Raw genomic sequence first — 18499 nt, forward strand, 5'->3', positions numbered from 1 at the left:
ATGTTAAGTGTTGCGATATTAGCGGCAGGCAAGGGCACTAGGATGGAAAGCTCATTGCCAAAAGTTTTACATAAAATTTCTGGCAAAAGTCTTCTACAAAGAGTAATTGATTCATGTGTAGAATTAAAGCCCGATAAAATTTTCGTAATTACTGGACACAAATCTAAAGAAGTACAGAAGTCAATCCCAAACGATAAAAAAATCCATGTTGTTGTTCAAGAACCTCAATCAGGAACCGGTCATGCTATCCAGATACTTTGTAAAGAAGTAAAAAAACATGAAGGAAAACTTTTGGTACTAAACGGCGATGTGCCACTCATTAGGCCTAGTACTCTAAAAAGACTTTTGTGTTTACACGATTCGAAAAATGCTGATGTTTCTTTAATTACCACAAAGAAAACAAATCCTCATGGATATGGCAGAGTTTTTTTGAAGGGGAGTTTTATAGAGAGAATTGTTGAAGAAAAAGATTGCAATAATTTAGAAAGAGAAAATCCATTAATCAATGCAGGTGTTTACTGTTTTAACTGGAGTAACTTATCAAAAATAATTAATACCTTGCAAAGCAATAATAATCAAAAAGAAATTTACTTAACAGATACAATTTCTCTGCTAAAAAATTCCTCAAGTCTAGAGGTAGAGGATGATGGAGAGCTTCAAGGAATTAATAACAGAATTCAACTATCAGAGTGCGAGGAATGTATTCAGAATTCAATTAAAGAAAAACATATGCTTAATGGTGTAACTTTTACAAATAAAGCAAGTTGTTCAATTAGTGAAGAAGCTGAAATTGGTAAGGATGTAATCATAGAGGCTAATACACATATAAGAGGAAATACGAAAATAAATAGTCATTGCATTATTGGTCCAAATACTTTTATTGAGAATTCTAATGTGGGATCAAATTGTGAAATTTTAAACTCTACTGTTTATGATTCTCAGTTAATGGATCATATAAAAATTGGCCCTTATAGTCATATAAGACCTAATTCCAAAATATCTTCCGATAGCAAAATAGGTAATTTTGTTGAGATCAAAAATAGTCAATTAGAGGAAGAATCTAAAGTAAACCATCTAAGTTATATTGGTGATTCTATTATTGGAAGATCTACAAATATTGGAGCAGGCACTATTACTGCAAATTTTGATGGACAGAAAAAATATCAAACAAAAATTGGCAAAAATTCCAGTATTGGAGCAAACACAGTTTTTGTAGCACCAATAAATCTAGGGGAATCAGTAACAACAGGTGCAGGTTCAGTGATCACAAAAGACTCTAAAGATAATTCATTAGCGATCTCAAGAACTAAGCAAGTAAATATAGAGAATTGGAAAAAAAGAAATCCTGATTTAGTTAATTAATTCAATAATTTTTTCTAGTTGCCAACATCTGCTTCCTTTTATAAGAATAGAATCACCTTTTTTTGTAGATTTGTTTATCTCTTGAGGTACGTCTTTAATATTATTTAAAACTAAGAATTTATTCATATCTTTTAAATAATTATAGTAAATTTTTTCATTTTCTTTATCGCAAATAAATAAACACTTTTCTATATCTGAATTATTTATTAAGTTGAATATTTCTTTGTGATACTTTTCAGATTTTTTCCCCAATTCTTGCATACTTCCAAAAATGAAAAATTTATTTCTCGGTTTTTCAAGCAGGTTTCTAATACATGCTTTTACTGACTCCGGCGAAGCATTATATGATTCATCATATATTGTTGTTTTTACTGATTTAAGAATTTTATTTCTTCCACCTAAACTTACAAAATCAAATTTATTAAAACTTGCGAAATCAATGCCTAGCTCTTTTGCAACTGCATAAGCAAATAAGAAATTCGAAGCATTGTGAAATCCCTCAAATGAAATTTCAAAGGTATTTTCTTCAATTAAGATTGTTTTATTCGAAGGATTATAAAATCCTCGCAAATTATCATCTTTCTTAAAACTATCCTTTTGATTTTCTATATTTAATAGTTTTACTTTTATCACTCTACCTTTCCAAAATTCTTTTAAAGTTTTTTCTAGGAATGGATCATTCGCTGGAATTATTACAACTCCCTTTGGATTTAAGAACTTACTAATTTCACACTTTGCATGAGTAATATTTTTTTTTGAGCCCAATAATCCAATATGAGCTGTCCCAATATTAGTAATAACTGCAATATCGGGTTCACTATATTTAGATAAATTCTCGATCTGTCCAAGACCTCTCATCCCCATCTCAAGAACTAAAACTTTATCTTCTACATCTGTAGCAAGAATAGTAAGACCAACTCCAATCTCATTATTGAAATTTGCATGAGATAATTTAATTCTTCCAAGTTTATTTAAAACGCCACCAATCATTTCTTTTGTTGTGGTTTTACCCACTGAGCCAGTTATTGCAACAATAGGGATATTTAATTTTTTTCTTTTTAGCAATGCTAATTTTTGAAAAGCCTCTGTTGTGTCATTTACAACCCAATAAGGAAAATCACTAGGCAGTAATCTCTGCATCCCTTTTTTAATTACAACAGATTTAACTCCTTTATTTAAAACCTCTGGAAGAAAACTATGTCCGTCAAAATTTTTACCATTGATAGCGATAAAAAGATCATTTTTTAATAAAGTTCTACTATCAATACTTATATTCTTAAAATTAAAAAAATCTTTTTTACCCTCTCTCAGATTTCTAATATCCCCCAAAACATTATTTAATTCTGATAAAGAGAATTCCATTTAAAAATTAAGTCATACTTTTTTTAAAGATGGATCAGCTGATTGGCCGTAAGAAAATTTTTCAACTTCAGCAACATCTGGCGATGGTTCTTTTATTCCGCAAACATCCTTATACATAACTTCGTATTCAAGAGCTGATCTCTGCCAACTAAACTCTTGGCTCATGGCTCTTTTTTGCAGTAATTCCCAACTTTCTTTATGCCTAAAGGCTTCCCAGGACCTTACTAAAGAAGTATAAAAATCTATAGGTTCAAAGCGATCAAAGCAAAATCCCGTACCATTATTATTTTCCGGGTCATGAGGTAAAACTGTATCAACTAAACCTCCAACTCGCCTTACTATAGGGATAGAACCATACCTCATAGCAAGGAGTTGACTAATTCCACAAGGTTCGAATCTACTTGGCATTAAAAATGCATCAGAGCCACCGTAGATAAGCCTTGATAAAGAATCATCATAGGTAAGAAATACTGAGAATCTTCCTGGGTAATCTAACGCCAGTTGCCATAATCCAGACTCTAAATATCTATCTCCAGTCCCTAAAACAGCAATTTGAGAATCTGTATAGGCTAATAGTCTTCTTGAAACTTGTAAAAGTAAGTCAACCCCTTTCTGATCAACTAACCTACTGACCATACCTAAAAGATATTTTTTAGGATTAACTTCGAGACCCATTTCTCTCTGCAGAATTTTTTTATTTTCTAGCCTATTTTCTAAATTCTTAATACTAAATTTTGCAGGTAAAACTGGATCTTTGGCTGGATTCCATTCATCAAGATCTATGCCATTAAGAATTCCCCTTAATTTACCTGAAATGTAATTAAGTAATCCTTCTAGGCTTTCCCCATATTCATGGGTTTTAATCTCATCTGCATAAGTCGGAGAAACAGCATTGACCCTATCTGCGTACAACATTGCCGCAGCCATCGTGTGGTCTCCATGCATATACCAAGGACACCAAGTCATTTTTTCAAGTTTCCACCTCCAAGGGCCTTGGTACTTTAAATTATGAATTGTGAAAACAGTACTAATTTCGGGATCCTGATGCATCCACACAGGAATCATTCCTGTGTGCCAATCATGGCAATGGAGAACTTGAGGTTTCCAACAATTCCAGGCAAATTCTGAAGTGGCACTAGCAAAAAATGTAAAGCGCCAGTCCTCATTTTCGCCTCCATATATTTGGTCAGAGTCAAATGTTGGATGACCCACTAGGTAAATTACATAATTATGAATGGGATGTTTTGCTTCATATACGGCAAAATCAGTGCCCATTGTATTTGCTCTAAATACTGGTTCATTCGATACCTCTAAAAGACTCCACAATTTTCCATATCCTGGAATTATTACCCTTACATCGTGACCAAGTTTTATCAAAGATGGAGGCAACGAACCAACCACATCTCCCATACCTCCAACTTTGATCATTGGAGCACATTCAGCAGCGGCAAGAAGAATTCTCATTGATAATTATTTAAAAAAGTTCTTTTGAAAAATAAACTAGGGTGTCCACTTATAGTCAGAAAAGTCTGGTGGACGCTTTTCAAGAAAGGCATTTCTACCTTCTTGAGCTTCTTCAGTCGAATAGAATAATTGAGTTGTGAATCCAGATAATTCTTGAATACCTGCAATCCCATCATTCTCTGCATTGAATGAAGCTTTAAGAATACGAATAGCAGTTGGACTATTTCGTAAAATCTCTCTTGCCCAGATTACACCCTCAGCTTCTAATTCTTCAATCTTTGTAATTGCATTTATCAAGCCCATCTTCAGAGCTTCCTTGGAATTATATTTTCTACACAAAAACCAAATTTCTTTTGCTTTTCTTTGACCAACAAGTCTTGCTAAATAACTAGATCCAAAACCTGCATCAAAACTACCAACTCTTGGACCTGTTTGACCAAATATTGCATTTTCAGAGGCGATACTGAGATCACAAATTAGATGAAGTACCTGCCCTCCTCCAATTGCGAAACCAGGAACTAAGGCAATAACTACTTTAGGCAAACTTCTTATTAATCTTTGAAGTTCAAGTACATTTAATCTCTGCTTCCCTTCATCATTTTTATATCCATTTTTACCCCTTACACTCTGGTCACCTCCAGAGCAAAAAGAATAAATGCCTTTCTTGTCAGGTCCCGCACCTGTAAAGAGAACTACGCCAATAGTTTCATCATTTCTTACGATATCAAATGCGTCAATGAGTTCATCTACAGTTTGAGGCCTAAATGCATTTCTTTTTTCAGGCCGATTAATTGCAATTCTCGCAATTCCCTCATCTGATTTGTGAAACAATATATCTTCATAAGATTTGCACTCTGACCAATTTAAAGTTGTTTTACCAGGTAATACTTTCATGAAATCTAATTATTCAAAAATAGAAAATGATAAATTTAACTGCCAATTATTTTTTCTAGCAGAGCATTTTTTTCACAAATTTCATTTTCTGGATCAACATCAACTTTAATTATTACAGATTTCTGGATAGAAATGCTCCAATCTAATGCCTCTCGTAATTTTTTAAAATTTGCCACACTTTTAAAGTTTACTTGAAAGCCCTCTGCGAGTTTTGGCCAGTTTATTTCTTTAGGCATAAGAAATAGTTTTTTTAATTCATCTTCTTTTAAATTATTTTTATAAATGCGATTAAATATATTTCCGCCATTATTATTTATTAAAAGTATTGTTAAATTCATGTCGATTGAATTTTCAATCAGCCAACCGTTTATATCATGAATAAAAGCCAAATCTCCAGTCACAAGAAGTAGAGGATTTTTAATTCTAGAAATACCTAATGCAAGAGATAAAGTACCGTCTATACCAGAAGCGCCCCTAAAACTGAAACAGTTTCTTGTTAAAGTACCATTCTCAGAAAATGTGAGCCAATCTCTAATTGGGCTACTTGCGGAGAGCATTATAGGATTTTCAGCTGGCCAAAGTTTTGGGACAAGGTTTGCAAGCATATACTCAGTAATTTGATTGTCTTGAGTAATTTTCTCTTTTAAAATACCTCTAATCTTCTCGCCTTCCTCTATTAGATCTAAAGCCATTGGAGTAAGAGATTTTTTGTTTTTTTCGTTAATTGATAATTCTTCTAGCAATAGATTAGTAAAATTTGAAAGCCCAAAATCATATTCAAATGATTTTTTTATTGGGTCCAATTTTCTATAGTTTTTTTCTTTTACAAGAATTTGTATACCTTCGAAAGTTGTTAAAAATTTCTCCAAATCTATTGAAGATGACATGGGGCCAAGCCTCAAAAGTTGATGACAATTTATTGAATTTTTATTTTTTCTTAAGACTAATTCCCAATTCACAACTAATCCTCTCAAATCAGAATAAACTCCTGAAACAGGATCAGCAAATACTGGCCAACCAGTAATTTCTTGCAATCTTTCTAAAGATTTATTGAAAGAAATTAAATCATTTATGGAACCTTGATAGGGACCTACCAAAATAATGCCAGATTCATCTAAATTTAAATTTTTTGAAATTTCTAAGAGTTTGTTTTTATCAGATTTTATTTCAACTTCCTGAGATATATATTTTTTCTTTAAATAAATTCTTTCAAAAACCTCTAAAACATTTTTTTTATTTAAAAGTGAAATACCTAAAGGCTTATCAATAGGAATATTTAAATGAATAGGCCCAGGGAAAGTTGATATTTGTTTCTCAGTAATTCGAACTAAATTCAGGATTTCATTTTCTTGTGTTTCATGAAGTCCATTTAGATTCGTACTTAAAACCCTTCTGCAGACTGAAGTCAAAAAATCTTCTTGATTTACTGTTTGATTAGCCCCACAATCTTTTAATCTTAAGGGTCTATCAGCAGTAAGAAATATAATACCTTTACAAGACCGGTCTGCCTCAACTGCTGCTGGCAATAAGTTACTTACAGCAGTCCCAGAAGTGGTAATAACTAAAGAAAGATTACCTGATGCAGCAGAAATCCCAAGAGAGTGGAATCCCGCAGATCTCTCATCTATTGAATTAAAAATATTTACCAGTCCTAATTTATTTAATTCTCCAGCAGCTATCGCTAGGGGTGCTGATCTACTACCTGGACATAGTATTAAATTTTGAACTCCTATTTTTATAAAGAGATTCAAAAGTTGTAAACTTCTAAGAAAATTTTTGCATTCAATAGATGATGTCATAATTTATATAAATGCTTTGGGATTTTCCTTATAACTGAATTAAATAAAACATGTCTACAACTCAAGAAAAAAGAAATTCAATAATAAAGGATTTAAAAAATCTTTTAATCTGGATATCTATAGCTTTAATTATACGATGGCAGGTTATAGAGCCAAGATGGATCCCCTCCGGTTCAATGCTTCCAACTCTTCAAATACAAGATAAAATTCTGGTTGAGAAAATAACCCCCAAAATCACTTCCAAATCAAATCTTTCAAAATTAAAAAATAAAATAGTTGTTTTTAAGGTTCCGGAGCAATTAATTAATGCTGGTTATGAAGCAGATACTGCACTAATAAAAAGAGTAATTGGAATACCTGGAGACAAAGTAGAAGTAAGAGACGGTAACCTTTACTTAAATAATATCGCTCAAAAAAATTACGTTTTTGACAAAAATATTAATTATTCTATAGGGCCTTTTATTGTCCCAGAAGAGTCATTATGGGTAATGGGAGATAATAGAAATAACAGTATGGACTCACATATTTGGGGATTTTTACCCTATGAAAAGGTTATTGGTAAAGCCATTTTTAGATATTGGCCGTTTAATAAAATTGGACCTATTCGGTTCCCTGCCCTTAATAATTTAGATTAATGGGTACTTGATGTTGTAGTGTTTTTATATCTTGAAGTTGTAGAAATGTTTAATCCAGAATTTCTTGCTACTGAAAATAATGATCCAAACGATGAGAATGATTTAATCCAATATTTACAAAAACAATCTCCAGAAGTTTTGCAAAGAGTAGCAAAATCAGCTAGTGAAGATATTCAAGAAATTATTAGACATAATGTTCAAGGTCTTCTTGGAATGCTTCCTTCAGATCAATTTGATGTAAAAATAACATCTTCAAAAGACAACATTGCTAATTTATTATCTTCTGCAATGATGACAGGATATTTCTTAAGACAAATGGAGCAAAGAAAAGAGCTGGAACAAACTCTTAAAAATGATGAGAACATGTCTATTGAAGAATAATTGTTTTTAAAGATTTACTTCTTCAGGAATTATTCCTAGTTCAAACAACTTTTTATATAAACCCATCAAAAATTTATTATCCTCAGGAAGTTTGTCCCACTTTTGGGAATTAATTTCATTAATTAATTTTTGACAATCCTCTATTGTAAATTTAATAGGGGCCGTAAAATGAGCTGGAATTAAATATTCCATATCTTCAAAACACTTAATATTTTCTAACCATTTGAGTAAAACTTCTTTTGAACGCGGAAAAATTAATTTCTGTAAAACTGGTGCAATTTGAATCTTAGGAGTATCTTTACCCATTATTTCAACAAGGGAAGATTCCCAATCTTCGTCCCACAAAAAGGGATAAATACCGAAATGAGATCTCCAATTCCTTAGATCTTTTTTGAATGAATACTTAAATATTTTTTTTAAAGGTGGAATATTTAATTTACCTGGTTTTAAAAAAGATGAAAACAAGACTAACCTTTTCCATCCTTTTTTTCTATTTTCGATGGAGTCAATCAAAGGTTCATCTCCTCTTTCTCTAGAATGAAAAAGAAGTGGAGTTGGATCAAAATCAAATATCTCAGGGGGAGTAGAGTCTATTCCAACTATTGCGTCTGTCACATGAAGTGTTTTCGTAGGATAATGGAAACAGCTTATCTCCTGATATCTTCCAAGTCCTAAATTTAGAGGGCCTAATGAAGACCATTTAAAAAAGTTTGGATGTGGAGTACCTTCCTCAAAGAGTATTCTTGATCTTTTTGATGGAATTCCTAAGAAATCTAGTGGTAGATTTATGGGGAAACTCCATTGTCCAGGACAAAGCCAAATTTCTGCATCTTTAAAAGTTCTTGAAAGAGCTGGAAGTCCGATTTTATGTTCTAGTCCAGAAGCACTAGGTAGAATTATTGTTTTTACTTTGCCATGAATTGTAATTAATTTTTCTAACTCATTTATTAATTCTTTTGTCGGAGGTAGTGGATTTATTATCATCAAGCCATTATCAACCTTTATTACCGTCATTCTTATTGGAACAGCAACATAATAAAGTCCCTGTATTTGTTCCAAGGACCATATTTGATCAGGAATTAATTCTTTTAAAATTGTTTTCTTTTTTCCATAAGGATATAAGGGGAATAATGGCCACCAATTCCACTTTTTATTTAAAGTATCATCCACCACAATCATTTATACCCAGCAAATAATTTCTTTAACTTAAATATTCCGTATCTTGGAGCGAATAAAAAAGCAAATAAAAATATAAAAGTTTGTGCCAAGACAATTGATCCACCTGTTTCAAGATCAAACCAAAAACTAACATAGATTCCTATAAGGCTTGAAATGATTGCACTTAATACTGAAATTACTGTCATATTATCAAACTTATCCGTAAGTAAATATGCTGTAGCCCCTGGTGTAATCAACATTGCAACTACCAAAATAATTCCTACAGACTGCAACCCCACAACAGCTGCCAAAGATAAACATGTGAGGAGTAAATAATGAAGAAAAAATACATTAATCCCAACTGTTTTTGCATGCCTAGGGTCGAAACAATAAAGCATTAAATCTTTTCTGAAAATTGATAAAAGGATTACTACTAATAAAGAAATGAATATAGTTTGTTTTACATCTGAAAGTGATATTCCTAATGGACTACCAAAAAGAATAGAGTGCAGATCAATATTACTTTTAATCTTAGAAACCAATACTATTCCAAGAGCGAAAAATCCAGTAAATACCAACCCAATAACAGTATCTTCCTTAACTCTAGATTTCTGCTTAATAAACCCTATCAACGCTACAGAACCAACTCCGAAAATAAATGCCCCTAATGAGAAAGGAAGACCTAATGCATAAGCAACCACAACACCAGGCATTACCGAATGTGACACTGCATCTCCCATTAAAGCCCATCCTTTAAGAGTCAAATAACTTGATAGAAAACCACAAACAGCCGCAACTAATGAACTCATAAGAAGTGCTTTTCTCATAAAGTCATGAGTTAAAGGATCTGTGATGAATGTATCTAAAGTTAAAAAAGAACAGAGCTCCATATAAATTAAAATTTAGGATTCAGGTCCAAACAAGAAATCAGGTGAGATCCCTCCAAAAGTAGTTGTAATATTTTCAGGGGTAAACACTTCAGAGGTTTCACCATAAGCTACAACAGTTTTATTTATTAAAAGAACCAAATCACAAAATTCACGGACATGAATCATATCGTGCGTTGATAATAATATGGTTTTCCCCTCATTTTTAAATTGAATAAATAATTCCGAAATAAGTTTTTCAGTTCTTATATCAACACCTGAAAAAGGCTCATCAAGAAGAAGTATTGATGCTCTTTGCGCAATTGCTCTAGCTAAAAAAGTTCGTTTTCTTTGTCCTCCCGATAAGTTTCCAATAGGTGTAGATAAATGATCAGTAAGATCAACTCTCTCAATAGCATCTTTAACCGCCTGAACATCAGACTCTCTAGGAGACCTAAAAATATTCATCGAACCATATCTTCCCATCATCACTACATCCCAAACACTTATTGGAAATTGACTATCAATTCCCTCATTTTGAGGAACATAAGCAATTGTCTGATCTTTTTGAGCAGATCTTACAGACTCTCCATTTATTCTAATTTTTCCCTTTGAAATATTTACAAAGCCGGTTAAAGCATTAAAGAAAGTTGTTTTACCAGCCCCGTTCATCCCTACTAACCCACAAATCTGGCCAGGTTTCAATCTTAAATTGGCATCATACAAAGCCACCTTACCGTTGTAATCTACGCAAATATTCTCTGCCTCAATCCTAAAGTTTTGATAATTGATTTTTTCCATAATTCAAAAAAGTCCTTTTTTAATCAAATCCAAATTATGCTCAAGCATTTTTATATAGGAACTAGCAGGCCCACTATCATCAGATAGTGAATCAACAAAAAGATTTCCTCCAAAATTAGCCCCAGTTTCGTTTGCAACAACCATTTGAGATTCGTTACTTACAGTACTTTCGCAAAATACAGATGGAACATTTTTTTCTTTAACTAGTGAGATTGTTCTTGCCATTCTTTTGGGAGTAATTTGACTCTCAGCATTAACTGGCCACAAATAAACTTCCTCTAATCCATAATCATTTGTCAGATACGAAAAAGCACCTTCACAACTTACTAAATACCTCCTGTCTTTATTTAAGTTATTAATAAAAAGTGAGAATTCTTTATCTATTTTAGATAGTTTATCTTTATAAATTTTTCCATTTTCTTCAAATAATGTCCTTTTGGATGGCCTCAATTCTGATAAAGAATCCACGAGAATATCTACGTATAGGATCCCTCTTTTTGGAGAAATCCATGCATGAGGATTGGGTTTCCCTTTATAAAAATCTTCACTGATAAAAATAGGATCCAAATCTTCCGAGACAGTAATTCTTTTAACTTTTAAATTAGAGACAAATTTTTCAGCCCATAATTCAAATCCAAATCCATTATCAATAAAAACAAAAGCATTAGAGGCATTTACCAAATCACTTGGAGTTGGTTGGTAGCCATGAACTTCAACTCCAGGTTTCGTTATTGATCTAACAATAAAATCATCTTTAGCGACATTACTAATTATATCCGCCAAAACAGTGAAACTTGCCAGTATTACTTCTTTAGTTTCATTTTTATTTGATATTCTCTTACATGAGCCTGAAGCAATAGTAAGCAGAAGTATCAAACTTAAAAAAAAAATATTTTTTTTCATTTTTAACATCCATCCCAAGATTATGAATTAAAAGATAGTTTCATAAGTGGTTTTCTAAGATCAGAAATAAATCCTTTCCAATTTATTTTTTCTTTTTCAAAAGCTTCTTCAACAATTTTCTCAGAATTTTTCTTTATAAAATCCAAATCAGGTTCTTCTACTCCTTTTGTTATTGCCATAAAATCAGCCAAAGAACTTGACACTACTCTTGTTAAATAAGCAGCACTAACCGCCTGAAATGTTCCAGAGACAAGCCAATTTGGGCCATGTAATTTTGTTATACCAATTAGAGTCTGCCCACTCCATTCAACAACTCCCTGAGCAATTGCAGTCTTTAAAATCTCTTTGGATACTTTATCTAAAATTTCAGGGGACCAATTACATCCCCATATAGACTTAATTTCTTTAATCATTAAAGAATTTAATACTGTCATTGCCATAACATCAATTGATGGGATTGGAGACAAGAAAACAGTTGTTGCGACAAGAATTTGATTTTTTCTTTGTATACCTTTTAACTGCATTCTTCTTATACCTTCAATTTCAGATTGCCAGGCAGCATGAAGTTCTTTCATGAGCCTTTTTTTTGTATTTTCAATATTTTTAGATGAACTTATGAAAAACTTCCTTAAAGAAAAAGGTATATTTGTTATTTCACTCTTATTCACATCAAAAGTAATAATTTTGTTTGTAAAGTCACTTGAAATTTGAGACTTTAAGTCCTCTATCTGATTTTTGGATTCTATTTGGTTGGAAGTTAAAGCCACCAACCAGATTGGCATATTTTTAGGAAACTTTTCCAGCCACAAAAAATCATTTGCCGACAAAGGCAAGTTTATAAAATACAAGATTGCATCACTCTTCAAAGCTTCTTCTGGAATAACTTGAGAAGAATTGTATTTAGGCAGTTTTTCGTATAAATCAAAGTCAAACTTATCTGCTTTGAAATTACTTTTCAAAACAGATTGAAAACTTTGATAATCTTTTTGTCCAATGCAACTTATTTTTTCTTTTTCACATCTATTAAGAATAGATTCAAGTGTTTTTTGTCTTTTTGAATTCTGTTTTTCTAATTCATTTGTTGCTTCTAGTTCTTCAAAAAAATTTAAATCTTCATTACATAGGTTTATCCAACCATCTAAATTACTTGGCTCATTAAATTTAGGCTTATCATTCTTCAAGTAAAAATATCCCCCCAAACACAACGCAAAAAATCCTATTGAGCCTCCTGCAAAATGAATTAAGTCACTGACAAACCATTCCCCAAAACCTAACAATAATAAAATAATAAGAAGATTTTTTTTTGGAAACTTTATGAAATCCTTTAAAAGGTTGTTTTTACTAATATCAAACACAATTCTTTATTTTTCTAATTTTATTTTAATGCAAGTTGTGAATGAGAAAAGCAAAATTTCATAAGTCGTTAATCAAAAGATAAAAATTTAAGCCTTTTAAAAAGACTTATTGCATAACAAGATGCTAAGTTAATAGACTATTTAAATAACTTAAGAAACATTAAGATGTCTAATTCAAATTTCAGCAATAATCCTGGACAAGAAAATTACAGAGGTCGTTCTAACAATGAAAGATCTAATTTCAGAGATAGATCGGGCGGCAGAAGAGATGGAGGAGGATTCCGCATAAGATTGAGTGATAACGAAATGAAAGCTGTTAAATCAATACAAGAGACCTTTCAATTAAGATCTACCGTTGCAGTTCTGGGTTTCTCTGTTAGAACACTTAGCGAAATGATCAAAGACGAAAAATTGATTGAATCAATCAAAGAATATGCAAAAAATAATAAAAACTCTTCTCCTAGTAGACAATCACAAAATTCTTATGAAGAAAAGACAAAAAAAGCACCTGACCCTTTTGCAAGACCTGTAAAAAGTACATCAACTGAAGAGATCCAATCTAGCGAAGTAGAAGAGGATGGCAAATAAAAAAAGAATTCTTTCGGGAGTTCAACCAACTGGTGATTTACATATTGGGAATTGGCTTGGGGCCATAAATAATTGGGTTACGCTCCAAGAGCAATATGAAACATTTCTATGTGTAGTTGATTTGCACGCAATAACAGCCTCATATAATCCCAAAGAATTATCTAATAACACTATCTCTACAGCGGCTTTGTACGTCGCTTGTGGGATAGATCCAAATATATGCTCAATTTTTGTCCAAAGTCAGATTTCAGCGCATTCAGAACTTTGTTGGATATTAAATTGCATGACCCCAATAAATTGGATGGAAAGAATGATTCAATTTAAAGAAAAATCCATACAACAAGGTAATAATGTATCTATTGGATTATTTGACTATCCAATACTTATGGCTGCAGATATCCTTCTTTATGATGCTGACTTTGTACCAGTAGGTGAGGATCAAAAACAACATCTTGAACTGGCGAGAGATATTGCACAACAGAGAATTAATGCCAGATTTAGTAAGGATAAAAATATTTTAAAGATCCCTCAACCAATCATCATGAAGAATGGTTCAAAAATAATGAGTTTAATTGATGGTTCAAAAAAGATGAGCAAAAGTGATCCTAATGAGGGCAGTCGCATTAACTTATTAGATCCACCTGAAATAATCACAAAAAAAATTAAAAAAGCAAAAAGTGACAGTTCTATTGGAATTGAATTTAACAACCCTGAGAGACCAGAATCTAAAAATCTTTTGATGATTTATTCAATATTATCTGGCAAAGAAATTTCTCAATGTGAAAATGAATTCTCAGAGACTGGATGGGGGACATTTAAAAAATTAATTACCGAACAACTTATTGAATCACTAGAACCTATTCAGAAAAAATATAAATTATTAATTAATGATCCCTATCAACTAAATAAAATCCTTAATGAAGGGAAGGAAAAAGCTGAAGATTTAGCGAATCAGACTTTAAAAAGAGTTAAATCAAAACTGGGATTTTTTGAAATGGAGAAATAAATTATGCCAATAATTACCTTGCCTGATGGTTCAAAAAAGGTTTTCGAAAAATCTGTAACTATTCTAGAAATTGCCCAGAGTATAGGCGCAGGATTAGCTAAAGCAACAATTGCTGGGAAAGTAAATGATGTTCTTATTGATGCAACAATTCCTATAAATAAAGATTCCAAAGTTGTAATCATCACATCAAAAGATAAAGAAGGAATTGAAATAATAAGACATTCTTTCGCTCACCTTATTGGTCATGCAGTTAAACAAATTTACTCTGATATTAAAATGGCGATTGGGCCTGTAATTGAAGATGGTTTTTATTACGATATTTTCTCTGAATACAGATTTACTCCTGAAGATTTAATAAAAATCGAAAATAGAATTAATAAATTAATAAAAACAAACTATGACGTTGAAATTTTACAAGTTTCTAAAGAAGAGGCAATTAAAACTTTTAAAGAAAGAGATGAGACTTTTAAATTAAGGATAATTGAAGAAATTCCTGAAGAAGGTCTCATCAATTTATACAAGCACGAAGAATACATCGACATGTGTAGAGGGCCTCACGTGCCAAACACTAGACATTTGAGGCACTTTAAATTACTTAAATTATCAGGTTCATATTGGAGAGGTAATAGTGAGAATGAATCATTACAGAGAATATATGGAACTGCATGGGCAAAAGAGAAAGAACTCAAAGATTATTTAACAAGAATTGAAGAAGCGGAAAAAAGAGATCATAGAAAACTTGGTAAAAAACATTCACTATTTCATATACAAGAGGAATCTCCAGGAATGATTTTTTGGCATCCAAATGGATGGACAATCTACCAAGTACTGGAAAAGTACATAAGAGAAATACTCAAAAAAAATGATTATTTAGAAATCAAAACCCCACAAGCTGTTGATAAATCTCTTTGGGAAAAATCTGGTCATTGGGAGAAATTTAGAGACGATATGTTCACTACTGCATCAGAAAATCGAACCTATGCAATTAAACCAATGAATTGTCCATGCCATATTCAAGTATTTAATCAAGGTTTAAAAAGTTATAAGGATTTACCTATTCGTCTTGCTGAATTTGGTTCTTGTCACAGAAATGAGCCCTCTGGAGCACTGCACGGCTTAATGAGGGTAAGAAACTTTACTCAAGATGATGCACACATATTCTGCACAGAAGAGCAAATACAAGAAGAGGTATCTACTTTTATAGATCTTGTTTTCGAGGTTTATAAAACTTTTGGTTTTGATGAAATCATTATCAAATTATCAACTCGTCCTGAAAAAAGAGTAGGTAGTGAGGATATTTGGGATAAATCGGAAGAGGCTCTTACCAAAGCTCTCGATAATAAGAATCTGAAATGGGAACTTCAACCTGGAGAAGGTGCTTTTTATGGTCCAAAAATAGAATTCTCTTTAAAGGATTGTCTTAATAGAGTTTGGCAATGCGGAACTATTCAGGTTGATTTCTCAATGCCTATTAGATTGGATGCAACTTATGTGGATATTGATAATGAAAAAAGAAATCCAGTTATGCTTCATAGAGCAATTTTAGGATCCTTTGAAAGATTTATAGGAATCTTAATTGAACAATATGAGGCAAAATTCCCAATTTGGCTTGCGCCTTATCAAATAATCTTATTAAGCATTACTGATAGAAATATTGAAAAATGTTTAAAGTTTAATGAATTTATAAATAATAATGGTTACCGATCAAAAGTTGATATTAGGAATGAAAAAATAGGATATAAAATACGAGAAGCAACTCTCGGGAGAGTTCCTTTAATTGCAGTTATTGGTGATAAAGAAGAGGAAATTGATTCAGTCGCCTTAAGAGCCTTGAATGGAAGCAATTTAGGAATATTCAATTTACCAAATCTTTTCAAATTAATGGATGAATTAATAGAAAAAAAAGGGAGAACAGAATAATTTCTCAAAAATGAATTTTCTAGCTTGTGATTTAGGAGGTACAAAGGTTTTATTAGGAATTTTCGAAAAAGAAAAAAATAATAATTCGCCTAAGTTAATATTCAAAAAGAAATATATATCGTCTGATTGGAGTTCTTTTGAATTAATCCTAGAAGATTTTCTCAAAAAAGAATGTAAGAATATTACTCATCCTTCTACTGCATGTTTCGCCGTAGCTGGTCCTTTATCTAAAAACAACGCCAAAATCATTAACTTGTCATGGAATATTTCTGGAAATGCTCTACAGAACACATTTAATTTTAAAAGTTGCGAACTCATAAATGATTTCGCTGTACAAATCTATGGAATACCTTTTTTAAAAAAAAATCAATATTCTATTATCCAAAATGGATCCGCTTCTGAAGGTTCTAATAATGATTTGCATGCCATTGTTGGAGCGGGGACTGGCTTGGGGATTGCGAGAGGAATAATTTCAGGGGAAAAAGTAAAAGTTTTAGCTAGTGAAGGTGGTCATGTTGAGTACTCCCCAAAGTCAAAATTAGAATGGGATTTAAAAATGTGGCTTAAAAATTACCTAAAAGTTGAAAGGATATCTTGTGAGAGAATTATTAGCGGCACTGGTTTATCAAGAATTGCCGAATGGAGACTAAGTAAACCTGATGCCCAAAACCATCCTCTACAACAATATTTAAAAAAAATTAAAACTTCTGATGCTGGGAGAAAAGAACTACCTGAAAAGATTTGTAATCTTTCTAAAGAAGGTGATCAGATAATGATTGAAGTTGAGAAAATTTGGTTAGGCACTTATGCCTCTTTATTGGGAGATGTTGCTCTTCAAGAATTGTGCTTTGGCGGATTGTGGATTTCTGGAGGAACAGCATCAAAACATTTCAAAAACTTTAAATCAGACTTTTTTTTAAAACAATTTTTCGACAAGGGAAGATTAAAAGATATTCTTAAAACAATACCTATAAAAGTAATTTTAGATGAAGAGTTTGGACTTTTTAGTGCAGCCTGCAGAGCAAAAATGCTTTTAAAAACTTAAAAACAAAAAATGTTTATTCCTGAAATAGGTAAAAAAATAAGAGTAACAGTGCCTTCCACAACTGCAAATTTAGGGCCTGGATTCGATTGCCTTGGAGCAGCATTAGATTTGTACAATGAGTTTATTTTTACGAGAATTGAAGGTGGCGGAGATAGATTTGATTTAATAATGGAAAGTACAGATGGTAATCATTTAAGAGGAGGACCTGAAAACTTAGTTTTTAGAGCAGCTCAGAAAGTATGGGAGAGCGCCAATATGGATCCTTTTGCACTTGAAGCAAGAGTTAAGTTGGCAGTACCACCTGCACGCGGGCTTGGAAGTAGCGCTACAGCAATCGTTGCTGGATTAATCGGAGCGAATGCAATAATGAACTCTCCATTGTCCAAAGAAAAACTCCTTGAACTTGCCATTGATATAGAAGGACATCCTGATAATGTAGTATCCTCACTTCTGGGTGGGCTTTGCTTGACAGCCAGGTCTTCTTCTCAAAGATGGAGAATCATTAGATGTGATTGGCACGATTCAATTAAAGCTGTTGTCGCAATACCTGCGATTCGTCTAAGCACAAGTGAAGCAAGAAAGGTTATGCCCAAGAATGTACCCATATCTGATGCAGTTACAAATATGGGGGCACTTACTTTGTTACTAAACGGCTTAAAGGCAGGTAATGCGGAACTAATAAAAGAGGGAATGTTTGATAAGTTACATGAACCCTACAGATGGAAACTTATTAAAGGCGGCTTAGAAGTTAAAGATGCCGCACTAAATGCAGGCGCTCTAGGATGCGCAATTAGTGGGGCTGGGCCAAGTATCTTAGCTTTATGTAAAAAAGAAAATGGTAAAAACGTCAGTCAAGCCATGGTGAAAGCATGGGAGAAATCAGGTGTAGCTAGCAGAGCACCGTTCTTAAACGTTCAAACAACTGGCAGCCAATTTAGCACAATCTCCGGTAAGTAGTTT

The 18499-nt window shown here is 32.5% G+C and carries 17 protein-coding genes; 8 read left to right on the top strand and 9 right to left on the bottom strand.

Features of this window, described 5'->3' with window-relative positions; genetic code table 11:
- Nucleotides 1-1362, top strand: a complete 1362-nt coding sequence (glmU, locus tag EV02_RS05960; protein WP_032519286.1) for a bifunctional UDP-N-acetylglucosamine diphosphorylase/glucosamine-1-phosphate N-acetyltransferase GlmU — start codon at nt 1-3, stop codon at nt 1360-1362.
- On the opposite strand, the gene EV02_RS05955 is transcribed toward glmU, so the two are convergent.
- The 4 genes from EV02_RS05955 to menD are packed head-to-tail and all read right to left on the bottom strand — an operon-like array spanning nt 1351 to nt 6881.
- Nucleotides 1351-2724 carry a UDP-N-acetylmuramoyl-tripeptide--D-alanyl-D-alanine ligase gene (locus EV02_RS05955; protein ID WP_032519290.1) on the bottom strand — a complete coding sequence of 458 codons (1374 nt, stop codon included), beginning with the start codon at nt 2722-2724 and terminating at the stop codon, nt 1351-1353. The two genes, glmU and EV02_RS05955, sit on opposite strands and share 12 nt — an antisense overlap.
- A gap of 12 nt (nt 2725-2736) precedes the next feature.
- On the bottom strand, nt 2737-4188 hold the full coding sequence (gene glgA, locus EV02_RS05950; RefSeq protein WP_032519293.1) for a glycogen synthase GlgA: 1452 nt from the start codon (nt 4186-4188) through the stop codon (nt 2737-2739).
- A gap of 36 nt (nt 4189-4224) precedes the next feature.
- The gene (gene menB, locus EV02_RS05945) at nt 4225-5082 is read right to left on the bottom strand and encodes a 1,4-dihydroxy-2-naphthoyl-CoA synthase (RefSeq protein WP_032519296.1); all 858 of its coding nucleotides are present in this window, start codon (nt 5080-5082) and stop codon (nt 4225-4227) included.
- Between the two features lie 35 nt (nt 5083-5117).
- The gene (gene menD, locus EV02_RS05940) at nt 5118-6881 is read right to left on the bottom strand and encodes a 2-succinyl-5-enolpyruvyl-6-hydroxy-3-cyclohexene-1-carboxylic-acid synthase (protein WP_032519298.1); all 1764 of its coding nucleotides are present in this window, start codon (nt 6879-6881) and stop codon (nt 5118-5120) included.
- 50 nt (nt 6882-6931) lie between these two features.
- On the opposite strand from menD, the gene lepB reads away from it, so the two are divergent.
- Both lepB and EV02_RS05930 read left to right on the top strand, forming a co-directional pair.
- On the top strand, nt 6932-7516 hold the full coding sequence (gene lepB, locus EV02_RS05935; protein ID WP_032519301.1) for a signal peptidase I: 585 nt from the start codon (nt 6932-6934) through the stop codon (nt 7514-7516).
- 45 nt (nt 7517-7561) lie between these two features.
- On the top strand, nt 7562-7897 hold the full coding sequence (locus tag EV02_RS05930; protein WP_012007422.1) for a DUF760 domain-containing protein: 336 nt from the start codon (nt 7562-7564) through the stop codon (nt 7895-7897).
- A 6-nt stretch (nt 7898-7903) separates the two neighbouring features.
- Here the strand turns inward: EV02_RS05930 and EV02_RS05925 are convergent, their stop codons facing one another.
- The 5 genes from EV02_RS05925 to EV02_RS05905 are packed head-to-tail and all read right to left on the bottom strand — an operon-like array spanning nt 7904 to nt 12980.
- The gene (locus tag EV02_RS05925; RefSeq protein WP_032519303.1) at nt 7904-9076 is read right to left on the bottom strand and encodes a DUF4336 domain-containing protein; all 1173 of its coding nucleotides are present in this window, start codon (nt 9074-9076) and stop codon (nt 7904-7906) included.
- A complete protein-coding gene (locus EV02_RS05920; protein WP_032519304.1) occupies nt 9073-9945 on the bottom strand; it encodes a metal ABC transporter permease in 873 nt (290 codons plus the stop codon). Before EV02_RS05920 ends, EV02_RS05925 begins: the two co-directional genes overlap by 4 nt.
- 12 nt (nt 9946-9957) lie before the next feature.
- Nucleotides 9958-10722, bottom strand: coding sequence for a metal ABC transporter ATP-binding protein (locus tag EV02_RS05915; protein ID WP_032519305.1), 765 nt, complete (start codon nt 10720-10722; stop codon nt 9958-9960).
- A gap of 3 nt (nt 10723-10725) precedes the next feature.
- Nucleotides 10726-11625, bottom strand: a complete 900-nt coding sequence (locus tag EV02_RS05910; protein WP_032520434.1) for a metal ABC transporter substrate-binding protein — start codon at nt 11623-11625, stop codon at nt 10726-10728.
- Between the two features lie 20 nt (nt 11626-11645).
- A complete protein-coding gene (locus EV02_RS05905) occupies nt 11646-12980 on the bottom strand; it encodes a YcjF family protein (protein ID WP_032519306.1) in 1335 nt (444 codons plus the stop codon).
- 165 nt (nt 12981-13145) lie between these two features.
- Between EV02_RS05905 and EV02_RS05900 the strand changes: the two genes are divergently transcribed.
- Genes EV02_RS05900 through thrB form a run of 5 tightly spaced genes read left to right on the top strand, consistent with a single transcriptional unit; the run spans nt 13146 to nt 18496 of the window.
- Nucleotides 13146-13568 (top strand): hypothetical protein, encoded by a 423-nt coding sequence (locus EV02_RS05900; RefSeq protein ID WP_032519307.1) that lies wholly within the window; start codon nt 13146-13148, stop codon nt 13566-13568.
- Nucleotides 13558-14574 (top strand): tryptophan--tRNA ligase, encoded by a 1017-nt coding sequence (gene trpS / locus EV02_RS05895; protein ID WP_032519308.1) that lies wholly within the window; start codon nt 13558-13560, stop codon nt 14572-14574. The genes EV02_RS05900 and trpS overlap by 11 nt, the downstream gene beginning before the upstream one ends.
- Nucleotides 14575-14577: 3 nt before the next feature.
- Nucleotides 14578-16494, top strand: a complete 1917-nt coding sequence (thrS, locus tag EV02_RS05890; protein ID WP_032519309.1) for a threonine--tRNA ligase — start codon at nt 14578-14580, stop codon at nt 16492-16494.
- 10 nt (nt 16495-16504) lie between these two features.
- Nucleotides 16505-17539 (top strand): glucokinase, encoded by a 1035-nt coding sequence (locus tag EV02_RS05885; protein ID WP_032519310.1) that lies wholly within the window; start codon nt 16505-16507, stop codon nt 17537-17539.
- Between the two features lie 9 nt (nt 17540-17548).
- Nucleotides 17549-18496 (top strand): homoserine kinase, encoded by a 948-nt coding sequence (thrB, locus tag EV02_RS05880; RefSeq protein ID WP_032519311.1) that lies wholly within the window; start codon nt 17549-17551, stop codon nt 18494-18496.
- Nucleotides 18497-18499 lie beyond the last annotated feature (3 nt).

The organism is Prochlorococcus marinus str. SB, from assembly GCF_000760115.1.
GTDB classification, from domain to species: domain Bacteria; phylum Cyanobacteriota; class Cyanobacteriia; order PCC-6307; family Cyanobiaceae; genus Prochlorococcus_A; species Prochlorococcus_A marinus_D.